Below are 22762 nucleotides of genomic sequence, written 5' to 3' on the forward strand. Positions count from 1 at the left end.
ATATATGAAGGGTTAGTCCGTAATATATTCAATTCAAATTTAACCGACATTTACTTTTGCTGAGTATTGATTAAGCTTTTCTGTACACAAGAGCATAACGATGGCGAAAAAAACGATCATCGCAGGAAAAATACCCAGCGTGAATTTCGAAGCTAATAAGCCGATAAAAGGCGGCATCAGCGTTGTGCCGGTATAAGCTGTTGCCATCTGGAAGCCCATAATCGACTGAGCATGTTTCTTCCCGAATCGTACAGGGGTTTCATGTAGCATACACGGAAAAATAGGAGCTAACCCTAAACCTATAATCATAAATCCTACAAGTGAAACTATAGTTGGAAGCGGCAATACTAACAGCACCGTACCGATTAAAGCAATGAGCTGGCCATATCGAATTAGCTGTTTATTACTCATTTTAAAAGTAATGAAACCCGTCACCATTCTACCAAAGGTAATCCCTAGATAAAAAAATGATACCCATGTCGCTGCAGTTGATGCAGGAATGTCTTTAATGTTTACAAGAAAGCTGCTCCCCCATAAGCCCATACTCGTTTCGATGGCAGAATAAAATAAAAAGGTTAACATTGCTAGCTTTACCCCTCTTAATTTCCATGGTTTTGTGTTCTCTGCGGCATACTCTAGCTCCGGATGATTGAACTCAGGATCACTTTCAGCATTCGGGTGGTTATTGCTCCCAGCCACTCTATCCCATAAAGGCAGTGTAACGAATAAAATAATGACTAAGCTCAATTGTATGTAAGCAACCGTAAGATAACCTTGCCGCCATAGACCTTCTCCAGAGATAAAAGAGCCCATAATAATAGGACCCAGCGTGGCGCCCACTCCCCAGAAACAGTGTAACCAACTCATATGATGGGCTTTATAATGCGTAGCCACATAACTATTTAATCCGGCATCTACAGATCCCGCACCTAAACCAAGTGGAATTGCAGCAATAATTAACCAGACTAACGAAGGTGACCCTGCAAAACCAAGCAACGCTACAGCAGTCATGATACAGCTAATAAGAGTTACTTTCCCTGTACCAAAACGTTTAAGGATAACACCACTCATTAAACTGGACACAATTGTCCCTACTGCAATAACCATCGAAAGAATTCCAGCAGTACCTAATGAAGCATTTAAGTCCATTCTCATCACTGGCCAAGCGGAGCCAAGCAATGAATCCGGCAAGCCTAAACTAATAAATGCTAAATAAATAATAATAAGAAAAAAAGTTGCCATAGTTATCTCCTTAATTGTTCTCATCTATTTGTTGTGAAACTAATAAGCCTAATCCAAGACTTTGTAATCCATTCAGATAATCACGTTTCAAGTTACTTACCGCTAACGCTGGAAGATGCTCCTTCGGAACGTATGTTGCACTCCGTTCATAGATTTGATTAAGCATGGCTGGAGCTAATTCATCCTCACAAAAAATAATATAATGCGGATTCAAAATAGAAGTCATAGTAGCCACTAATCGACTAATCGCATCCACACTATGATTCGATTGCATATTTGATCCACCAGGATCTCCAGTTAATGCCTCTATGAAATTTTTATGATCATACTGTGGCAAAAATTGAACTTCTCCTGAAAAAAACGTCTTTCCTCGCACGATTTCACCATTGACCGCGATCCCAGCCCCCGGACCATTTTTCCCTAAATACAGATACATTAGAGATATATTCTCTTTCAAATTTCGTTGCGTCATATAGCCGATTACAGCGGCATTCATATCATTTTCCACGATTGTCGGAATAGATAGTTGATCTTCTATGTGTCTTTTCAAATCTAAATTCTGATATTTCTCATAACCCGGAATCAGAAAAATCTGCCCATGATTCACCGCACCTGGAACTCCAATAGCCACAGATTGGATTTTAGGATTGGCCTTTTTTTCATCTTCAATAAGCATGACCAGTTTACTAACATCTTCCTCAAGAATACTGGGCAAACTCCCTTCTTTGATTACCTCACCAATGCAATTATAGATGGTATAATTGGTTTCATTTTTTTCCAAAAAAACAGCCATCCCTAACCGATAATTCGGATTATAGGTGTATCTTATTGCCCTTCTTCCCCCACTTGACTCATCCAGACCGCTGACCGTTATTTCCCCTGCCTCTTCCATCTGCATTAGAAATTTGCTTATCGTTGGGAAACTGTATTGCAATTTATGGCTTAACTCTGCCTTCGTTGCTTTTCCTAGTTCTAATAATGCTGTTCGAATATTTCGGATAATTTCAGATTTCATTTGCTGTGAAGGAAGTCGTTTCTCACTCGCCATGGCTCTCCCATCCTCTCACCTATAGTCATACTGACTTATTAAACGCGTTTAATAAGTCAGTATGACTATAGCAGCAATACGATCTAACGACAAGTTAATTATTGAATCAAGCTCCTTCAGTAGGTGCAGGAATGAAATAAGGAGGCGTATAGCCCCCCTAATCCCTCGCATTTATCATTATCAAAATCAAAGCCTTTGCAGGATTCGTTCCCACCTTCCAGGATGACTATCGTCTAAGTACACCGGCTGAAATCCTAATTTCAAATAAATACGGATGGCGGGCAATCTGAAATCATCGGTTTCTAAAGAGGTTGCCGCTCCACCTGATTCTCTTATTTTGTGCAAACCAGCAAGACTTACAGCATAACCGAGGCCTTTGCCAGAATATTCCGGAAGCACTCCAACCATATGCAAGTACCAACTCTTAGGGTCTCCACTGCCTAATTCCCAGGCCGTAGCTGTCGCTACAGGCTGATCCCCGCGGCAAATGAACAACAAGCGATCCGAATACAAGGGTACATGATCACTGATTTTATCTACGAATTTAACTTCTCTCGTAAAAGAATGACGGATAAGATCCTCCCAATTTCGTTCGTCCTCCGGCTGGAAGGACGTAAGCCGATACCCAGCGGGGCAATGAAAAGCAGGCAAGTCGGACAGCATTTCTTTTTTCATTACAAGTTTGGAAAGCGCCTGTTCCACCGTCAAATTCTCACCTTCGATCTAAAATCAGGAAAAGCTATAACTTTCCCACCCATCTCTACAGATTCCATAGATAATGTAAACACAGAGCTCCAAGTAACGGCATCATATACGTCCACCGAAGGGGTGCGATCCTCCTGAATCGCGGAAATGAATTCCTCAAGCACCATAAAATCACCTCCGCCATGTTTCGTCCCAGCAGCGTATTCGCCCCATTTTTTCCATGTTGGATGATCATAAAGTGGCTGATAGCTGCTTAACGGCTCCCACAATTCCTCTCCATCCGCTATATTTTTGGGCGAAAGATTCCTGAACCAGATCAAATCTTCCTCTTGCTGATGGCGGCCCGTAATATACGCCCCTTCAGTTCCTTGCAGCAAATAATGAGTTTTATTATGTGGTCGTACAGAGCTCCAATCTACACGCAGCTCAATCAGTACACCCTTTTCCGTTTGGATGACCGCAACCGCACTGTCGCCTTGCCGCCAGAAACCTTCACGCGCTGCCGGATGATCTTTTCCATAATGCTCTCCAAAATAATATTGTAAGGATCTTGATTTTGAAACAAAAGTCGAGATGCTTTTTAATCGATCTCCATCAGGCTTATTGAGATTAATCCATTGGGCAACTGGACCTATAGAATGCGTCGGATAATTGATCCCGTTATACTGCTGATGTAATTGCCCCCGCCAAGTCAGAGATCCATCCGGATGATGAGTCAAGTGACGCAAATCATGGATGTATCCGCCTTCCAGATAAGTAATTTCACCGAACATGCCTTGATCCGCCATATGTTTAATCGTCAGATTGGAGCGCGAGAAGCAGTAATTTTCAGACATCATATATTTAAGTCCAGTTTGTTCAACAGTTTCGATAAGCTCCCAAGCTTCCTCTAAAGATTGGATCGAAATCACTTCGCTTAGGACATGCTTACCCGCTTTTAAAGCATCAATAGATTGTCTGGCATGCAAATGCATGGGGCTTAAGATAAACACCGCATCAATTGCCGAATCTTTTAACATTTCATGATAATCCCGATAGGTTCGGATGTCCGGAAATTTCTCTTTCCATTGATTAAGAACCCACTCATTCAAGTCACAAGTAGCGGTCAGATGTATCCGATCCGATAGAGAGTATAGTGCATTCATAAAACTGGCCCCGCGATTCCCGCCTACTATGGCTAATCTTACTGGCTGGCGATTCATTGTTGGTCCACCTGCTTTCTGTCCCTTTGAAGTCGATTGATGATTAGTTCCTGATCTCTCGCCTTCCCTTCAGCCTGCGGATATTTTTCATAATCAAAAATGCTGAGGGTAAATAATGAAGACCATTTACTTAATTGCTCGCTCGCCAGACTCACCATCTCTAACCGAATCTCATCTTCAAGCACAGTGAGAATTCGAGCAGCAGGAATATCCAGAATGGAGGCCGTTTGAATGAAATGCCAGTTTTCTTGTCTAACGATAGAATGCACATGATTATGCCCGTTGAAATAGAAACCCACACCTTGCCATTGCTTCAATATCGGCCAAATATCCAAGCTGGGATCCAGTGACATCATTGGCTCAGTTGATCTAGCCGTCGTATTATACAAGGGATGATGGCCAAAGACGAATAGTGGCTTATCTGTAGTCCGCTTCATTTGTGCTTCGAGCCAGGCTAACTGTTCATCATCAAGCGTTCCGCTCCAATCGTCACGATTTTCCCGTGCGGTATCCAGCAATATAATGATCGCATGGGTCTCTTCAATCACACTGTATCGCTGCTGCCGGGTGACGGAAAGGATTTCTTGCTTAGGATAAGTGTACGTATCATGATTGCCAAGAACATGTAGAAAACGCCTGGAATGCTTGCTGTCCTTAATCTTACCCATGATATAATTAAATTCGCTAAATTCTCCTGCATGCACCATATCTCCCACAGAAATATGATAATCGGCTGGGATAGACAAAAATAGATTCATAAATTGCTCGTAAAAAGCATCTCGTGCCTCTTTAATCAAAACCTTGTTGTTTAACAATTCGTCCGGATAATGTAAGTCTCCGATAATCACCAGCCTCATAAATGCCTCCTCCTAACCTTTAATGCCAGAGCTCATAAAACTACCTATCACTTGCCGTTGGAACAATAAAAATCCAATCATTAAGGGTGCCGAGACAATCAGCGTAGCCGCACAGACATCAGACCACTGTGCGCCTGATTCCGTGGCTTTTGCGAACATCGCCAATCCTACAGTTAACAAGCGATTTTCCTTTGAATTGGTTACAATTAACGGCCACAAGAAATCATTCCAATGAAAGCTGACCGACACGATGGCAAAGGACACATAAATCGGGCGTGACAGTGGGACATAGATTCTGGAAAGAATATGCAGCCGTGAGGCGCCTTCCACCCGGGCAGCTTCATCGAGCTCATAGGGTAATTGCTTAAAGGATTGTCTTAAGAGAAACACTCCAAAGGAGGAGGCAAAGTAAGGCAGCATAATCCCCAGCTTGGTATCCAGCAGACCCATTTCGTTCAACACCTGATAGTTGGAAAAGATAAGAACATCCGGCGGCACCATAATTTGCACTAAAAATAACAGGAATAGCAGCTCTTTTCCGAAGAAACGTACCCGCGCGAACGCATAAGCAGCCATCGTCATCGTAACGAGTTGCACAGCTAGCACAACACTGCACACCAGCAATGTATTCATTAAAAATCGTCCAAAAGGCGCTCCATTCCAGACATGAATCAAATTCTCAAACGTAAAGCCCCAAGACCAGCCCGAATCGATAGCGACGTCTTTGGGTAAAAAAGCCGTTCTGACCACCCATAGGAAGGGAATGATCCAGACCGCGGCAAAAGTAAATCCAACCGCATGCCACAGTATCTGCTGGATTCGGCGCTTCGTTTTTTCTGAGTTCAACATACGCTCCTCTTCTAAAGCTTTACGTGTATTCTGCCTTAATACTAAGGGAAACTTTAATGGATTATCCTCCACGGATTCCACCTCCTATTCATAATGAATTTTCCGATCCCAGCCAAAAAACTGCAAAGAGGAAATCAGGAGCAGCAACACGATCATGACCACCGTCATTGATGCGGCCATTCCTTGATCGTAGAAATTAAAAGTGGACTCGTAGATATAATAAAGCAGCAGGTTGCTTGCATTGTTCGGGCCGCCTTTTGTCATGATCCAGAGATGGTCAACCAGCTTAAAGGAATTCGTTATCGCCACAACAACCACGAACAATGTTGTTGGCATCGTGAGTGGAATTGTAATTCTACGGATGGAGGTGAACGTACCAACTCCGCTAACTGCAGCTGCTTCATATAAATCCTTAGGAATCTGCTGCATTCCTGCTAAATAAAAAATCATAAAATATCCGGCTTCTTTCCAAATCATCATGATGACTAATGCGCCCATCACCGTATCAGGTGTTCCCAGCAAATTCACAGGCTGATCTGCGATCCAAAAAGCCAGTCTGGCGAAAAGCCCAAAATGAGGGGTATACAGAAACAACCAAATGTTCGCCACCGCGATCATTGGGATCATATTCGGATAGAAAAAGGAAAGACGTGCCAGTCCCCGCCCTTTTATCGCCTTGTCGGCAAATAGTGCCATCAAGAAAGCCAAAACTATTGAGGTTGGTACTGTGCCAAGAGCGAACCATATATTGTTACTGAACACCTTCAAAAAAACATGGTCATGCAATAGATTAGCGTAATTCTCAAATCCTATGAACAAAGGCTCAGGAGTTGCTAAGTTTTTCTCATAAAAGCTGAGCCAAAGCGATTTAAACATAGGATAATAAGTAAACAAGCAAAGAAAAAGCAGCGAAGGCAACACAAGTCCCCAGCCGAATCCGTTTCGTCTAAGCCTCTCACTCCATCCGGCATTCATACCATTCAATCCTTCCCTGTTAAAGGTTTCTACGATTATTGAATAATGGAATGACGCCAGAACATGCTACCAAGGCTGTCCTGGCGTACCCCATACCTTAATAATTACTTATTGAAGGGAGCTAGTGCCTGATCTGCTTCTGCTTGCGCTTTTTTGAGCGCACCTGCGGCATCAATCTCTCCTGCCAATGCCGCTTGAATCTGATTCGTTATTGCCGTCGATACTTTACCATGATTATGAGTGGATAATTCCCGGAACGCATATTCCAGCTGGTCTCTTGCAACCAATGCTTGCGGGAAATCCGCCGTATATTTCTTCATTGCATCTGTATCATAAGCGGATTTTCTTACGCCAACATAACCGGATGAGCTGCTGAAGAGGGCCGCCTGTTCCGAAGCCGTCATGTATTTGGCGAATTCCCAAGCTGCAGCTTGTTTTTCAGGAGAGCTGTCCTTGAAAATATACAGATTGCCGCCACCAGTGGGTGATCCAAATTGTTTTTGTGCAGGTGGGAACGCTACACCGAATTCGAATTTCGCATTATTTTTTACATTGGTTAAATTGCCACTTGTGTGCATCATCATGGCTGCTTTACCTTGAATGAAATCCGTTGGAACCGTAGCCCAATCAATAACACCTTCCGGCATCGCCTTATATTTATGGGACAAATCCAACCAGAACTGCAATGCCTCCACATTCTCCGGTGTATCAAACATCGCTTTTTTGCCATCAGAAGACATTATGTTTTGCTTCGGATCAGAAGCATTTTGCCGAGCAAGCATTTGAAACATCCAATATGAATCATCATTGCCCGGAATTTCCAGCCCAACGTGACCGTCTTTGTTCAGCTTCTCAGCATAAGTTACAAGCTCATCCCATGTAGTGGGTGGCTTCTCTGGATCAAGTCCTGCGGCTTTGAACATTTCTTTGTTGTAATACATAACAATCGTACTTCGCTGAAAGGGCAGGCTGTACGTTTTACCTTCAGACTGAGTATCCTCCACAAAGGCGGGATAAAAGTCTTCCATTTGAATGTCCTTGTCCTTCGCAATATAATCATCCAGCGGAACAATCGCATTCATATCGAGCATGCTGTATAGCTCTGTTGACATCATGACCGCGACATCCGGTGGCTGTTTGGCTTGTACACCCGCTTGGATTTTTACGGTATTATCACCGTAATTGCCTGTGTACACGGGATTAACCTTAATTTCCGGGTGCTGTTCCATGAATGCATTAGCCATCCCATCGATTACTTTAGTAAGAGGCCCCCCCACATTAACCGGATAATAAAAGGTAATCTCCACCGGCTTAGTAGCTGGAGTCTCTGTGGATTCAGGAGTTGCTGCGATTGCTGTAGGCTGAGCGTTATTAGTTTTCGCTTTGGCTTCAACTGTACTGTTATTGGCTTGACCGCAGCCCGCTACTGCTAGCATGGAAATGGATAATAGCGTTAAAATGGTTTTGGATTGCTTTAGCATTTCTGTTAGCCCCTTTTTTGGCTTGGATTTGAATTAGAATGCATAATGGCGAAAGTTCACACTAATACGATTTGAGCCTACATCAAGAATATGAAGCTGGGCACCATCAGCGGTGGGCAATACAGCAATTCCTTGAGCTTCTGTACCACTAGGCAGATTGCGATCAAAGGCCACAGATACGTTTCCAGTCTCCGGATCAATCTGGTAAACCGTTTGGGTCGCGTTATCCGTAGAGGCATATAGAATACCGTTGTACACTTCGGCACCTTGAATTCGATCAATGCTTTGGGAAAGTGGAACGGTTGTGATTACATGCATATCGTCGAGGCTAAGGACATTCAAGACGCTTGCATTACTCCACTGAGCTGTATAAACCTGACCGCGAGCGGCATCCACCGCTACCCATGGTACACCGCCAATATGCAAATTCAGCGGCAAAGCATAGGATGTGCCCGTATATTTCAAAGTGTTCACATCATAAAGGGCGATGTAAGGATGCTGATAGTTTTTGCCGTCTTCAATAGGAGCGTATATTTTACCGTTATAGTAGGAAATATCACCGATATGGTCTCCACCTTGGGAAGCAATCTCCAGAGGAATAGCCAATTCATTTCGTGCTTTTACGGATTTGCCATCAAGTCCAGTCCGCAAGAGTCCGTACGAGGAACTAAAGATCCAAGAATTCCCGTCTGTAGCCACTCCTTGTCCTCTTTCAAGAGCATCTAGTAACCAAAAGGTTTGCTTGGATACTTCATGCCATCCAGCAGTGATCATTGAAGCTGAAGTTGACTCTGCGCTGGACTCTACCTCGGTGTTTACTAGGTTATCCGGTCCGACAGGTGTGGCAGATGCTACTAAAGATAAAGAACTGGTCGTAAGTACCCCCGCGCAAATCAGACTGAATAATCTTTTTAATCTCATGTTTTCTCTCCTCCTAATAAGGTTGTAGTTCGGCATTTGTACGCCTTACTTCAACCTTATTATAGGAGCTGGCTGCAGCTCTCTAATTGAACAAAACACTTCATTCCTTGAATAAAACTCTCATTTACAAGAATAAAATTAATAAACCATATGATTAGGCTTGGAGGCGCTTTGATTCGCATACAGCTTTGGGGTTAGGCCGGTTTCTCGTTTGAACAATCTAGTAAAATGTCCTTGATCAGCGAAACCCACCTGAGACGCAATTTCCTTCAACCCAATTTTCCCGGAACGAATAAGAAATTTAGAACGTTCGATTCGCAGCCGGATTAAATAGTTATGGGGGGTATATCCTGTCTGTTGTTTAAAAATCCGAATAAAATGTGATTGGCTCATATTAGCCATGGTTGCGAGATCAGTCAGTTGAATCTCATCTTCCAACCGCTCACGCATAAATTGAATGACCTGAAATATCTCTTGGTTGGCGGGCGTTTTACTGTTTGAGTGCTGGGGGATCACAGAAGAATAGTGTTGTAACAAATGAATAATTAACATATTTGATAAAGAGTCGCTGTATATTTTCCCTTTGGCACCGCCATTCTGCAATTCCTCCAGCATCCAAAGCCCTAATTGCAGCAGCTTGGAATCCTTGACATGAAATTTGCGGTCCAATTGGATATGGCCTTCCTTCAGATAACCTGATTCACGAGCAATCTCTTCGATGACCGCTGGTGTAATTTCAATTTTCAAAAAATAGAGCGAGGTTCTGCCCCAAGGACAAAGAAGGCTCTCATTACAAGGGCTAATATGAATGGTGTAATAGTTTTCGTAGTAGGCTGTGCAGTGAATCCCAATTAAATATTTTGACTCCGAGGATGGGGTGAAAGCTTGCTGCGGGCTATACCATTGTGAAACCTGAAGCTTATCCCAACCATAAGTATCGCTTGCAAGAACAGGCTGGGTAGTGGTAAAGGACGATTCTTCCATTTCTCTCATATTTCATCCCCCTTTTCCCCTCAATATAACAAGCCTATATACGCTCCGCGTCAATGAGCTGTAAAAGCTATATTAATTTCCTCTCAGCTTCGAAAGGTGTATACTTCGAAACAGCAAAAAAGAGGGGTAGCCCCCTCTTAGTATTTTTGCATATTCCGTTTCTACTTATTGAAACTATCTACTCTTATTTCTCATCCAACCACAAAATCGCTGTAACGCCACGCGGATAATATTTACTGCCCGTGATCTCACCGGAAATAATCTGATCGCTCCAGCTCCAGATGGAAAGCTCCGGATGGGTGAGCCAAGCTACGTGAGCACGATCCGCTGCCGCTCCCCGTTCCTCCCATTCCAGTCCCAGAATGCTGCGGGCGATGAATTGGGAGAGATAGATTTTACTGAGCCAGCTATTATTGCTGGTTGAAGAGATTTTCCAGCCTCCGTCTTCGAATAAGCATACTCCCGGCTGTAACACCGCATGCAGATGCTTGTCGAGTGCGCCAATATAGGCGGCGAACCGTCCATTACGATCAAGAGCTTCTTTGCAGCCTGTAAAGTAAGGGAACACAAGGCCTTCGATAGCTGGAATGATCTTGGAGTCATTTCCTTCTCCAATGACAGCCGGAATATATCCGTCTGCTGTAACACTTGCCACCATTGTTGCGGCGCATTTTTCAGCCTGATCCCCTGCTGTTTTGGACTGTTCCGCACGCCCATGCTCTGCAAATATTTTCTCCATAGCCAAGTAAGCAGCCCAGCATTTTCCTGCCAGATAAATATTGTTACGAGCCTGACCTAAAGACACATCCAGACTGTCATACGTAGTAATTTCGGCTCCGCCCATCGTACGTGAGCTATCAAGCCCCATGACACCATTTCTTTGTTCAGGATCTGGATGATCGCGATTTACCATGCTATCCAGGCATTTCTCCATAATACTCAGATTACGTTCCATCCAGCCGCGGTCGCCTGTATGCTCTACATAAGTTGCTGCACTCAGCACCCAGTTAACCAATTGTTCATGTGTCATATGTGAGAAACAACCATCAATGCCATAGACCTCATAAGCAGAATATCCCGGACGTGAAACTACGTTGGCTACACCCATATCATGTGTGAAGCTAATTCCACCTGGATACTCTGTATCCTCACCCGGGAAACGCACCGTATCTTCGTAGCTGAATCTTTCCACGAACATATCTAGTTCATTACGTACAGTCCAAGGATTCAAACGCAGCTCATAAAATAACTGATCGACGGTAAGATCAAAGGTATTCATCATCCGGTATTCGCCTTCGTTGACGATCCAAAATGGCTTATTCTTGTAGTCCAGCAATTGCGTGGAGCCATAATAACTACGAATCGCATGCGCTAACATAAAGGTTTGATCTGCGGATAGGTCATCATGAGTAAATCTATCGTTAGCTTGCTCCGCTTCTTGCTTAAGGATATCAAATCTAGCTAATGCATATTCAGCCACTGCCTCTATATTGTTGAAATAATGATTGTAGTAATAAGAAGCATCAATTCCTGAGGTGACATAACCTGAACGGTGAAAACAAATAGCAAAGCGGTAAGTTTCTTTTACTCCGGCTGGAACATCCATGATCAAAGCGCCGACTCGTCCCAGTCCAAAGGTCCAATTCTCCTGCAGCTCCTCCGTTAGAATATCCTCCATCGTGAAATGCAGTGCGGATTTTGCAGTTCCTTTTTCCGAAGCAATCGCAATAAATCTTCCTTGGCCAACGCCTGTAATCTCCGATGATACATCATCCAGTCTTCTCATTCCGCTATACACATCTGTTCCCTGAAAACCAAAGAATGCACGGCGCGAGGTTGCGGATGAGGAGTTGTCCACTTCGAGTTCAACCAGCACAGCAGGCAGCAGCACATCCTTCATTTCTTCTATAGAGGCAGTTTCTGGATCCGGTACAGAACGAACGGGGGACAGAATCCGGAAGGTCAAATCACCCGCACTCCAGCTGTCTGTGGCTACATGAAAATCTCTGGAAATCTCACGCTCTTGAAAAGGGAACAGAATATTCTCCTTGTCAGGATTAGGATCCGGATTCTCAATATCATAACGTTTACTTTCGTCCTCTCCCCCGATTTCATGAAATGGCAGTGTATCATATCCCTTTCCGTCAGCACGTTCTAATCCTATGAATATATTTTGTCTAGGTGGTTTTCCAATCTCCAGATCGAAACCTCCACTAGCTCCTTTGAATCCTAAAGTGAAACTCGCAAATGCACCAATCGGTGAATGATGGGCATTAAAAAATTGATTATGCGCCATAAATAATAACACTCCTTCCAGCATGGTCCCGGATACCTCCGGGCTATATCTCCATGTTATCGATCTTTCCGGAAGTACAACAGGGTTAAAGCCTTCTTTTATTTGGGCAAATCAAACATCGATAAAAACCTATGTTATAATGAAGCCAAACTTTACAGTAAAAGAGGATTGAAATGATCTCGAATGATCCCGCTTTTCATAATTCTATTGATGGCCAGATGTCTCCAGACATCCAAGCGGCTTTCCATATCTTCGCCGCGCATTGGAGAAAAGTAAATCCGGATTGGCAATATCCCGTACACACTCATCCTATGTTTGAGATTAACGTTGTACTGCAGGGTGAGCAACATATGACGGTCGGCAATAAATCTTTTATCCAGCAAAGCGGTGATATTTTGTTCATTCGTCCCGGTGTAGAACATAGCAGCCTCGGTTCGAATGCTAGTCGTGACATGACTTATTACTGCCTACATTTTGATATTGATGATCTGATTTTACGGCGAGCTTTGCTAACAGCAGACGCTGTTAGTCTAAGTGGGAATACCCCGGAGCTGCGAGCCATTCGTTCCGCTCTAGATGTCATCATAAATTCTTCCATCCTGTCAGAGTCAAAGGACACACACAGAAATCGCCTGATTACATTGCATGCTTCGCTGCAACTTCTAACCGCGCTCAGCGGCTGGGTACTTTCGGAGATGCCCCTCCTGGCAGATACAGAAGCTACGGAAAATACCGTCGCCTTAGCTAACGCCATCGAAGGATTGCTGCAAGAATCTGTCTCCTCTGCTGCAAGCACAGGCGAAAGAGGCGGCGGTATTGAGCACATTGCGGCAAAACTCGGATACAGTACAACTCACTGCAATCGTGTTTTCCACCAAATTTATGGCATGTCGCCAAGACAATATTTATCCCGCTTGATCATTCGTCACGCCAAACTGCTGCTAATGGATAATAGTCTATCTGTCGAATCGGTTGCCCACCGGCTAGGATACCGGGATGTGTCCCATTTCAGCAAGCAATTCAAACGCTGGACAGGTCTCCCGCCAATGGGCTACCGCCGTTTAACCGCGAATCCAAATACGCTTTAGTGATTGTTTCCCATACAAAAAAAAGGGATGTACCCCGCAGCCCACTAAGTGGTCACAGGATATATCCCTTTTTATGAATTAACCCTTCGTTGCACCAGACGCAATCCCCTTAACAAAATACTTCTGCAAGGCGATAAACACAATCAGCACAGGCACAACCGACATTGCTGTTCCTGCAAAAATCATATCCCAACGTGAGGAGAATTCTCCGATATAACGGTAAATTTCCACGACCATAGTTTTAGCCTGTCCTGAAGGCAATACCAGCATCGGCATCAGGAAATCATTCCAGATTCCAAGTCCGTTTAAGACCACCATACTGGCTGTGACGGGTCCTAGCAGCGGGAAAACAATTTTCCAAAATATCGCATAACGAGAACATCCGTCGATCTCTGCCGCTTCTTCAATTTCTCTAGGAATGCCTTTGACAAAGCTTGTATACAGCAGGCACCCAAAGCCCACCGCACCGGCTACATAAATTAGAATTGGACCGGCAAGGCTGCCGTATAACCCCAGCATTCTAAGCTCTTTAAACAGAGGAATCATATACGCCTGAAAAGGGATCATCATTCCTGCTAAAAAGTAAACAAACATGAACCGGGTCCATCTGGCATTTCTGCGTTCAATTGCGTAGCCCGCCATCGGAATAATCAAGACCTGTGCCGCAATAGAAAATGCTGTCAAAATCAGACTATTCAGAATAGCCCGTGGAAACTCTGTTTCGGTTAACAGATATTTAAAGCTGTCCAGATAAAGGGTTTTCGGAAAAGCAATGGCATCCTTCATAATCTCTGCATTACTCTTGAAGGCTGACATCAAATTAAAGAAAATAGGAAAGAAAAAGATAATAGCCACTAATAATGTAACAATGAAAAGTGCGATTTGCCCAACTCTTTTGCGTGTTTGCATCGTCATCTTAGAGCTGCACCTCCCGCTTCTGGAGAACCTTCACTTGGAAGACTGTAATGATAAGTATGATTAAGAACAAGACCATCGCCAGCGCAGTACCAAAACCTTGTCTTAATTCACCAAACCCAACCTTATAAATAATATAAGTTAATGTCTCCGTCTCAAAGCCCGGACCACCATCAGTCATGACGGCAATCTGATCAAAAATCTTCAAGGCGCTGATCATCGATAATACCATACATACAGTCATTGACCCCGCAAGCAGCGGAAAGGTAATATGCCGGAACTGTTGCCAGCCCCCTGCTCCATCAATACTGGCCGCCTCATTCAATTCCTGCGGAATACCTTGCAATCCAGCGAGATAAATGATCATATAATACCCCGCGCCTTTCCAAACGGTAGACAAAATAATCGACAGCATCGCATATTTAGGATTGCCCAACCAATCCACAATCCAGGTTCCAAGCCCAACAGACTCCAGAATCTGATTAAATACACCAAAGTTGTAATTCAGGATCATCGCCCAGACGAAACCCATTACGATCCCACTAAGCAACGTAGGGAAATAAAATACACTTCTGAATAAATTCCGGAACCAGCGTACCTTATCGACCATCATAGCCATTGCAATTGCTGCAATATTCTCTAGAACAACAAGTGAAATAGTCATGATCATCGTATTTTTCAGTGCGTTATGCACCCTTGGACTATTCCAAATTTCCACAAAGTTAGCGAAGCCGATATACCTTACGTTGTCGCTAATGCCATCCCATGAGGTGAAGCTTAAATAGACACTGCCTACCGTAGGGACGATAACGAACAAGGTGTACAAAATAAATGATGGTAATATGAACAGCAGAGCGTAGGACTGCCATTTTTTCTTTTTCTTTTTGTGCTGCACAGTGCCTATCAATGACTTGTCAGCATTTACTGCGGATGTAGCCATGGCTACTCTCCCTCCCTTAAAGACCGCGCTTGTTAAAAAGAGAACCTCTGCAGCAGCAGAGGTTGCTCGATCAGGCGCTGCTCTTACATCTGATTAGCTTTCACTTGGTTGTCATACTCTGTATCCGCATCTTTCATGTACTTCGCTACATCTCCATCTTTTACCACGAGATCCTGCAACAGCTTGTAGTACCAGTTACGGAATTGTGGAGGGATTAGATTGTCTCCCCACCAGTTATTGATCGCCAACGATTTCACTACATTCGGGTCAGCAATAAGATCCAAAGCCACCTGCATTTGTTCACTTGTGTCATAGGTTACTTTCTCTTTTGTTGAAGGAATCGCATTTATCGTTGCTAAATAGTTCGAATACTGTTCTGGGGCGAAGAAGAAACGGATAAAGTCTTTGATGGCTTCTGTTTTGTCTGCATCCTTAGCGGCTTCAGCCGATAAAGACCAGCCTGCAGGTGACGGAAGACCTATGACATTGATTTTCCCTTCACGGTCAGGAAGAGCATAGAAGCCAAATTCAAAGTTCGGGTCTGCTTCAGCGATTTGTGTAAACATCCACGTACCGGAGTACAATTGTGCTGCTTTGCCAGAAACAAGAATCGAAGCGGTCTGATTGTCGCCCGTGCTGAGCCAACCTTTATCGACATAATTCTTGAACAATTCTTTGAAGTCCGTTATGCCTTGAACTACATTAGCATCAGTGAAGCTGACCGTTTTAGCGGTACGTTTGGAGTTCCAATCTGCATCTTTCGAGTAGACCTCATCAATCAGGAATTTGTTAACCCAGAAACCCATATGGAAAATATCTTTTCCGCCTACTACAATCGGAGTAATGCCCGATGTTTTCAATTTTTCTTGGATGGCGATGAATTCGTCATAGGTTTTTGGAAGCTCGGTGATCCCTGCATCCGCATAGGCTTTTTTGCTGTAGATAATCCCTTGGGGAGCGTTCACTTGCAGCGGTGCGTTCCACACCTTACCATCCACTTGTGGAGGGGCTTCGAATAAATCTAGCAGATCGGAAGGCAGCTCTACAATCTTACCCGCATCGGCAAAAACTTCTGTATCCCGCATTTCCACCAGGTCCGGGAATTCACCCACAGCATCCTTGGTTTTCAGCCAGTCAAGATAGGCAGCGGATGAAGTTTCGCTCAAATCTTTAATAGTGACATTTGGATTAGCTGCAGTAAACTTTTTGACCGTATCTGAGATAGCTTTTTTGGTGGCCGGATCTCCGGAGGCGTAACCTATCGTAAAGCTAACCTCTTTTTTGTTCTCTTGCGGTGTATTTGAAGGCGTCTCGGATGCTGGCGTATTAGTTGCCTTACTTCCTGCATTATTATTATTTCCACCGCAAGCAGTCAAAACTGTTGTTGTGGCAAGTAACAATACGGATAGTTTCATCATTGTTTTTTTGTACATATCATAATAGCCTCCCCTTTTAGTGAACCGTGGAAACTGAAGCAAGATGTGCGCATCATCTCTCGAAAGCGTTTCCGTTGCTAATAGAATAGCATTCCTTATAAATAGTTAGAATGAACTTTTTTAAGCGGGATATGCGGTGAATTTAAGAATAAGTAAAAAAAGAACGAAAGACCGCAGTCTTCCGTTCATCGTCTATCCTTTACGCATTCTCCGAATCCGAGATTTTATACGGATCCTCTACAATCGGAAGCAACAATAGAATTGATGTCCCAATATGCTCCCGGCTGCTGATAGATACCCCGTATTCTGCTCCGTACACTGTACGAATTCGTTCATGTACATTTTTAAGTCCAACATTTTTGCTAGGCGAACTAGGCTCTTCCAAGGTTTCAGCCAACTGCTGTACCTTTTCCTTGCTCATACCGATTCCATCATCATAGATCGTAACCAACAGCATTTCATCTTTCTTTTCGATCGTCAATCCAACTGTCCCTCTGCCTTGACTGCGCAAGCCATGCTGGATAGCATTTTCAACTAACGGCTGAAGTGACAATTTCAGAATGTACCAGTTCAGATCCACTTCGGGTGAGAGATCGACTACAAGCTCAAACTTATTCTCATACCGCACAGAGATAATATAGAAATAATCCCGTAGATGCTCCAGCTCCTGTCGTATGCTTACCCTATCCTCTCCATAGTCGATTACATATTTCAACTGGTTAGAGAGTGATAAAATCATATCTGCGACCTCATCATTATCTTTATCCACCGCATTCATTCGAATGACTTCCAGGGTGTTGTATAAATAATGCGGACGAATCTGACTCTTCAGAGCATTTAACTCCGTTTGCTTCTGCTTGATCTGGGCAACGTAAGCTTCATCGATATAGGCTTGTAAACGCTCGACCATTCGGTTAAAACCATGGCTAAGTCTACCCATTTCATCATTGCTGTTCACGACCATCTGGGTATCCAAATTACCGGATTCTACGATAGCCATTTGCTTAATTAAGTTCCGAATCGGAGCAGCCAGCCGCCTAGAGAACCAGACACCCATGATGATCATTGCAATCGCACAAATAAACATCGCTATAAACACCGTCGTACGGGCTGAAAAAAGCTGATCGAATAAATTCGCTCGATGAATTCTGGCAGTCACCGTGCCTTTAAGAAAAGGAATCTCTTCACTGAGAACGATCATCTCCTCGTCCTTTTTAGCCCGAAAAGCCTCTCCATTCGCCGACCTTGTCTCATTCGTGAAATATACATTTCCGTCGCCATCCAGCAGAAATAATTCATCCTGTCCCCCCAGATTTAATTCTCTGAAGAACTGATTAAATAACGAAACATCCACATCCATAAACAAGGTCCCTACTATCTTGGGATCTTTGGTGACACGCCCGGAAATATCAATTAAAGTACGGCCGATGGTGAACACACTGCGCTTTGAACCTGTATAATATTCTTCGGAATGGGTAGGGAAAATTGCCACTTGTGAAGGATTTGGAGCCATTTTAGTTAACCAATCTTGATAAGGCAGCAAATCAAAATTGACCCCTCTGTTTTCTTTTTCCTGATAGTAGAGCTTATCGTCTGACTCCCTATGAAAATAAACACTGGTGATGTAGGAATCACTGTAGAGAACTGTTTTTAGAAAGGTTTCAATAGGAATCGTATTGATCTGCTCCAGCTCATTTACATTATAGGTTTGATTCTGCGAATAACTCTCGATAAAACCTTCATATCGTCCCGTATACATCAGCTTAGAGACCTCATTGTACTGATTAAAGGCTGAATTCAGGTTATAGCTCATATATAGCACCATTTGCTGCAAATTGCTTGTTGTGTAACGCTCGACATATCCGGAAAACGTCTGCACAGAAATGTAGCTAAGTGCAAAAAGCGGAATTAGGCCGACTAATAAAAAGGAAGCGGAGAATTTAACAAATATACTTTTGGATCTTCGGCCCCAGATAAACATGAATGAAGGCATCCCCTTTGCTATCCATCTGACTATTGGCTTTTGAAGGATTGCTTATATTCTTGTGGCAGCTTGCCATATTTCTTCTTAAACATATCGCTAAAATGCCGGGCATTGTTGTAGCCTACACTATCGGCAATCTCATAAACCATCATATCGCTTTGCAGCAATAAACGAAGGGCATGATTCATCCTCACCTCAGTGACATAATTCTTAAAGTTCTGTCCGGTATGTTTTTTGAAAAAGCTGCTGAAATAATAGGAATTCATAAACATCATCCCTGCCATAGATTCCAGTGTAATATTTTCTGGATAATGCTCCTCAATATAAGTCTTCACCTGGGAAAGCTGCTTCAGTTCCTTACTGCCCATGCGACTGCCAATTTGCCCGGACATTTTGTTCAAAAGCACACGGAAATCTTCCTCCACCTCTTGGAAGGTAGAATAATTAGCCAATCGTTCAAGAATCGGATTTGTATCCTGAAGTGATGGACCTGCCTCCACACCGAATTGAATAAGCTCCTGTTCAAGCTGCAAGAATGTATTGTATACGGTAGAAACGGCTTGGTTTCTATTCCCGCCTGCCGTCTGCCGGATCGTCTGAAATAATCGCAGGCACTCTTGCTCAATTTGTTCTTTGTGTTGTGATTTCATGGCAATCCCAAGGGCGGACTGGATTTCATGCAGCGGAGCTTGAATCAATGATTCACTCTCATACCTGCTCTCTTTAACAGGAATCACACGATTAGGCCCTGTAAAATATTTATAATTTAGCGCTTTCAAAGCTTGGCGATAAGATTCATCAGCATCATCCATACCGTCAACAGGATTGCCTACCCCAAGGGTCACCTTTAATTTCAGAAAACTTGTAATTTTGTCATGGAGGTCTAAGGCAATTCTCTCTGGTTCCTCAGCATATTCATGCTGGAGCAGGATACAAAAACGTTCCCCTTTACGGAACATATAGCTATTATCGCTTTGCTCCACGGTTTCTTTAATAATGTTAGACAGTGCAAAATCAATTAGCTTACGTTCGCGTTCTTCCCATCTGGAAGGCTGCCCCGACGACTCGTCCGTCTCTACCAAACAAATACTGACGTAGCGACTTAACGCTATAATTCCCATATCAAGCAAGGTGTCTGCTGTTCCCTTATTGCCGTCCGTCAGCTTGTCGAGCAATTCTTCGATCGTTAATCTGCGGTTTCTCTGTTCATAATGGTTCAGCTTCTCTTTGTTGCGCTCGCCTTCTGTTTCTTGACGAATAAGGGAAACGGCTTTGCTCACAACCTGTTCCAGCTGATTTTTGTTCACGGGCTTCACCAAATAATCCAGCGCACCATATTGCAGTGCTTGACGGGCATACGTAAACTCCTGATAAGCGCTTATAAAAATAACCTTCACCGCTCTGCCAGCTTCATGAATTTCGCGGATGATATCAATCCCTGTATATCCTGGCATGCTTATATCACTAATAATCAGATCAGGATCACAATCCTCGATCTGTTGTTTCAGCTCAATTCCATCACTGGCCTCTCCAACAATGGTGAGTCCAAGCTTCTCCCATGAAATCAGTTTTTTTAGGCCTCGCAAAATCACCGGTTCATCATCTGCGAGCAGTACCCGAATACTCTTCATTATGCAGTCCTCCTACCTTAGAGAAATCATCCCACAGCTGTCCAATCATCTTAATCTTATGATAACAGACAAACAATCTTTGGTGCAGCTTCAAGCGGATGAACTTTCTTAAGAAGAAACCGCAGTTTCTTAAGAATATTATATCTACGCTTGTTACTACTCACCTGTTATTTTTATCTAAAGTTCAATGAAACAAACTATCCTCAACTTTAATATTGTTGAAATAGAATCAAAAAATCAATATAATTTGTTAATGTAAGAGCGCTGGGAGGACAGGCCATGAACAAAGAAGATCAGGTCATGATGGGTTTCAGGGACGTATATAACAAGATGGTTTGGCTTAATAAGGATAAGATGGAAGACAGTCTTAAGGGTTATAAACCTTCTGAAGTACATTGCATCGAATACATTGAAAAAAATGCAGATTCCAACGTCACAAAACTTGCAGAGTCCTTTTATATGACTCGCGGTGCCATAAGTAAATTAACTAAGAAGCTCATCCAAAAGGGCCTCATCGAAAGCTACCAAAAATCGGATAACAAAAAAGAAATCTATTTTAAGCTTACTGAGCAAGGGAAAGTAATTTATAAAATCCATGAGGACCTGCACAAAGAGTTCCAAGAGCGGGATAAAGCCGTATTTGAGCAGGTAACTGAGGAGCAATTTGACAGTATGCTTAGCTTCGTAGAAAAGTATAGTAGGCATTTGGATGCAGAAATAAAGAAACAGGGTATAGATTTTAATCCGAATAAATTCGAATAATGAAAATGAAACTCCATGCAGCCGGGCTCTTATGAGAAAGGCTGCATTTTTATGGTCATTATTTTGTTGACACGGAAACAAAACCGTGATAAAAATGGTGATGTACCAGATTTGTTTCCAAGGAATCAAAAAATCAACTTTTGAGGAGAGAATTTAATGTTCAAATTCAGATCACATAATGAACAGAACACAGAGCAAACCGTAGATAAACACGCTCTAATCTTCGGTTTGATCTCTGTGTTTCTGTGCGGAATAGGCTTCAGTATCATCGTGCCCGTTGTCCCATTTTTAGTGCAGCCTTATATAAGCAATCCGAGAGAACAGGCTATAGTTGTCACGCTGCTGACGTCTGTTTATGCAGTCTGCGTATTTTTTGCAGCCCCTGCACTTGGAGCTTTGAGTGACAAATACGGGCGTCGTCCATTACTTTTGGTATGCCTTTTGGGTTCCGCGATTGGATACTTAGTTTTTGGGATAGGAGGAGCGTTATGGGTACTTTTTGTTGGACGTATAATAGAAGGTATAACTGGCGGAAGCATAGGTACTATCTTCGCCTATTTTGCTGACATCATTCCTCCAGAACAGAGAACCAAATACTTTGGCTGGGTGAGTGCGGTTGTAGGAGTAGGCACCGTCATTGGTCCAACGCTAGGCGGTTTACTTGCCAAGTTTGGTTATTCTGTACCTATGTATTTCGGAGCAATAATAACCTTATTAAATGTTGTTTACGGATTCTTTTTTATGCCTGAGAGCCTTGACAAGAACAATAGACTAAAAGAAATTACCTTGGTAAGACTGAATCCATTTACACAGCTTGCAAGCATATTGTCCATAAAAAACTTAAAAAGGCTACTGGTCTCAGCATTCTTACTCTGGATACCCAACGGATCTTTACAGGCTGTTTTTTCACAATTCACAATGGATACTTTCAGCTGGAAGCCTGCACTAATCGGACTGATGTTTTCAATTATGGGCTTCCAAGACATCATTTCACAGGGTTTCATCATGCCTAAGCTTTTGCTGAAATTTAGGGATAAACAGATCGCAATTCTTGGAATGGTTTCAGAGATTATAGGCTACAGTCTTATTGCACTATCTGCTTTGTTCTCATACTATCCGCTTTTTATCGCTGGAATGTTTATATTTGGTTTTGGGGATTCGATCTTTGGGCCTTCATTCAATGGGATGCTTTCCAAGTCTGTCGATTCTAGTGAACAAGGGAGGATTCAAGGCGGTAGCCAATCTATTCAGGCTTTAGCAAGAATGATCGGGCCTGTCATTGGAGGTCAAATATATGTATCACTTGGCCATGCTGCACCCGCTTTTATGGGGATGATCCTGATAGCTGCGGCAATATCCGTTTTGTATAAGGATACGCATGTAAATATGTAATCTTGCAATCTCATGTTACAATACAACCTGAACTTATATTTTTAG

The 22762-nt window shown here is 43.1% G+C and carries 19 protein-coding genes; 3 read left to right on the forward strand and 16 right to left on the reverse strand.

All coding sequences use genetic code 11. From position 1 onward, the window contains the following. Nucleotides 1-39 precede the first annotated feature (39 nt). The 11 genes from NSQ91_RS18850 to NSQ91_RS18900 form a co-directional block, all read right to left on the reverse strand. Nucleotides 40-1242, reverse strand: a complete 1203-nt coding sequence (locus NSQ91_RS18850; RefSeq protein WP_076190985.1) for an MFS transporter — start codon at nucleotides 1240-1242, stop codon at nucleotides 40-42. A 10-nt stretch (nucleotides 1243-1252) separates the two neighbouring features. Next, the gene (locus tag NSQ91_RS18855) at nucleotides 1253-2290 is read right to left on the reverse strand and encodes an ROK family transcriptional regulator (RefSeq protein WP_076190984.1); all 1038 of its coding nucleotides are present in this window, start codon (nucleotides 2288-2290) and stop codon (nucleotides 1253-1255) included. A gap of 186 nt (nucleotides 2291-2476) precedes the next feature. Continuing rightward, nucleotides 2477-2992, reverse strand: a complete 516-nt coding sequence (locus NSQ91_RS18860) for a GNAT family N-acetyltransferase (RefSeq protein WP_256716521.1) — start codon at nucleotides 2990-2992, stop codon at nucleotides 2477-2479. A 2-nt stretch (nucleotides 2993-2994) separates the two neighbouring features. Continuing rightward, a complete protein-coding gene (locus NSQ91_RS18865) occupies nucleotides 2995-4197 on the reverse strand; it encodes a Gfo/Idh/MocA family protein (protein ID WP_076190982.1) in 1203 nt (400 codons plus the stop codon). Next, a complete protein-coding gene (locus NSQ91_RS18870; protein ID WP_076304445.1) occupies nucleotides 4194-5054 on the reverse strand; it encodes a metallophosphoesterase family protein in 861 nt (286 codons plus the stop codon). Before NSQ91_RS18870 ends, NSQ91_RS18865 begins: the two co-directional genes overlap by 4 nt. A gap of 12 nt (nucleotides 5055-5066) precedes the next feature. Next, complete coding sequence (locus NSQ91_RS18875) at nucleotides 5067-5903, reverse strand: carbohydrate ABC transporter permease (RefSeq protein WP_076304483.1); 837 nt, start codon at nucleotides 5901-5903, stop codon at nucleotides 5067-5069. Nucleotides 5904-5987: 84 nt separating this feature from the next. Continuing rightward, nucleotides 5988-6878, reverse strand: coding sequence for a carbohydrate ABC transporter permease (locus NSQ91_RS18880; RefSeq protein WP_076304446.1), 891 nt, complete (start codon nucleotides 6876-6878; stop codon nucleotides 5988-5990). Between the two features lie 104 nt (nucleotides 6879-6982). Further along, nucleotides 6983-8359, reverse strand: coding sequence for an ABC transporter substrate-binding protein (locus NSQ91_RS18885; RefSeq protein WP_076304447.1), 1377 nt, complete (start codon nucleotides 8357-8359; stop codon nucleotides 6983-6985). Nucleotides 8360-8392: 33 nt separating this feature from the next. Then, nucleotides 8393-9280 (reverse strand): DUF6923 family protein, encoded by an 888-nt coding sequence (locus NSQ91_RS18890; RefSeq protein ID WP_076304448.1) that lies wholly within the window; start codon nucleotides 9278-9280, stop codon nucleotides 8393-8395. Between the two features lie 138 nt (nucleotides 9281-9418). Beyond that, a complete protein-coding gene (locus tag NSQ91_RS18895; RefSeq protein WP_076304449.1) occupies nucleotides 9419-10273 on the reverse strand; it encodes an AraC family transcriptional regulator in 855 nt (284 codons plus the stop codon). Between the two features lie 184 nt (nucleotides 10274-10457). Beyond that, nucleotides 10458-12569: a glycoside hydrolase family 52 protein gene (locus NSQ91_RS18900; protein WP_076304484.1), complete on the reverse strand. Its 2112-nt coding sequence runs from the start codon at nucleotides 12567-12569 to the stop codon at nucleotides 10458-10460. Between the two features lie 173 nt (nucleotides 12570-12742). On the opposite strand from NSQ91_RS18900, the gene NSQ91_RS18905 reads away from it, so the two are divergent. After that, nucleotides 12743-13657: a helix-turn-helix domain-containing protein gene (locus tag NSQ91_RS18905; protein WP_076217819.1), complete on the forward strand. Its 915-nt coding sequence runs from the start codon at nucleotides 12743-12745 to the stop codon at nucleotides 13655-13657. Between the two features lie 78 nt (nucleotides 13658-13735). Here NSQ91_RS18905 and NSQ91_RS18910 read toward each other — a convergent pair whose 3' ends face one another. The 5 genes from NSQ91_RS18910 to NSQ91_RS18930 form a co-directional block, all read right to left on the reverse strand. After that, nucleotides 13736-14572 carry a carbohydrate ABC transporter permease gene (locus NSQ91_RS18910; protein ID WP_175619013.1) on the reverse strand — a complete coding sequence of 279 codons (837 nt, stop codon included), beginning with the start codon at nucleotides 14570-14572 and terminating at the stop codon, nucleotides 13736-13738. 1 nt (nucleotide 14573) lies between these two features. Further along, nucleotides 14574-15512: a carbohydrate ABC transporter permease gene (locus NSQ91_RS18915; protein WP_076129834.1), complete on the reverse strand. Its 939-nt coding sequence runs from the start codon at nucleotides 15510-15512 to the stop codon at nucleotides 14574-14576. 83 nt (nucleotides 15513-15595) lie between these two features. Next, a complete protein-coding gene (locus NSQ91_RS18920; protein ID WP_076129833.1) occupies nucleotides 15596-16945 on the reverse strand; it encodes an ABC transporter substrate-binding protein in 1350 nt (449 codons plus the stop codon). 202 nt (nucleotides 16946-17147) lie between these two features. Continuing rightward, the gene (locus tag NSQ91_RS18925; RefSeq protein ID WP_076304450.1) at nucleotides 17148-18929 is read right to left on the reverse strand and encodes a cache domain-containing sensor histidine kinase; all 1782 of its coding nucleotides are present in this window, start codon (nucleotides 18927-18929) and stop codon (nucleotides 17148-17150) included. A gap of 32 nt (nucleotides 18930-18961) precedes the next feature. Then, nucleotides 18962-20563 carry a response regulator gene (locus NSQ91_RS18930; RefSeq protein WP_076217822.1) on the reverse strand — a complete coding sequence of 534 codons (1602 nt, stop codon included), beginning with the start codon at nucleotides 20561-20563 and terminating at the stop codon, nucleotides 18962-18964. A gap of 279 nt (nucleotides 20564-20842) precedes the next feature. Between NSQ91_RS18930 and NSQ91_RS18935 the strand changes: the two genes are divergently transcribed. Together NSQ91_RS18935 and NSQ91_RS18940 are read left to right on the forward strand one after the other, a co-directional pair. Further along, a complete protein-coding gene (locus NSQ91_RS18935; protein ID WP_076304451.1) occupies nucleotides 20843-21325 on the forward strand; it encodes a MarR family transcriptional regulator in 483 nt (160 codons plus the stop codon). Between the two features lie 156 nt (nucleotides 21326-21481). After that, entirely contained in the window at nucleotides 21482-22717 is a 1236-nt protein-coding gene (locus NSQ91_RS18940; RefSeq protein WP_076304452.1) for an MFS transporter, read from the forward strand. Nucleotides 22718-22762: the final 45 nt, after the last annotated feature.

Origin of the sequence: Paenibacillus sp. FSL R7-0048 (assembly GCF_038004505.1) — a bacterium.
Lineage (GTDB): Bacteria > Bacillota > Bacilli > Paenibacillales > Paenibacillaceae > Paenibacillus_AQ > Paenibacillus_AQ odorifer.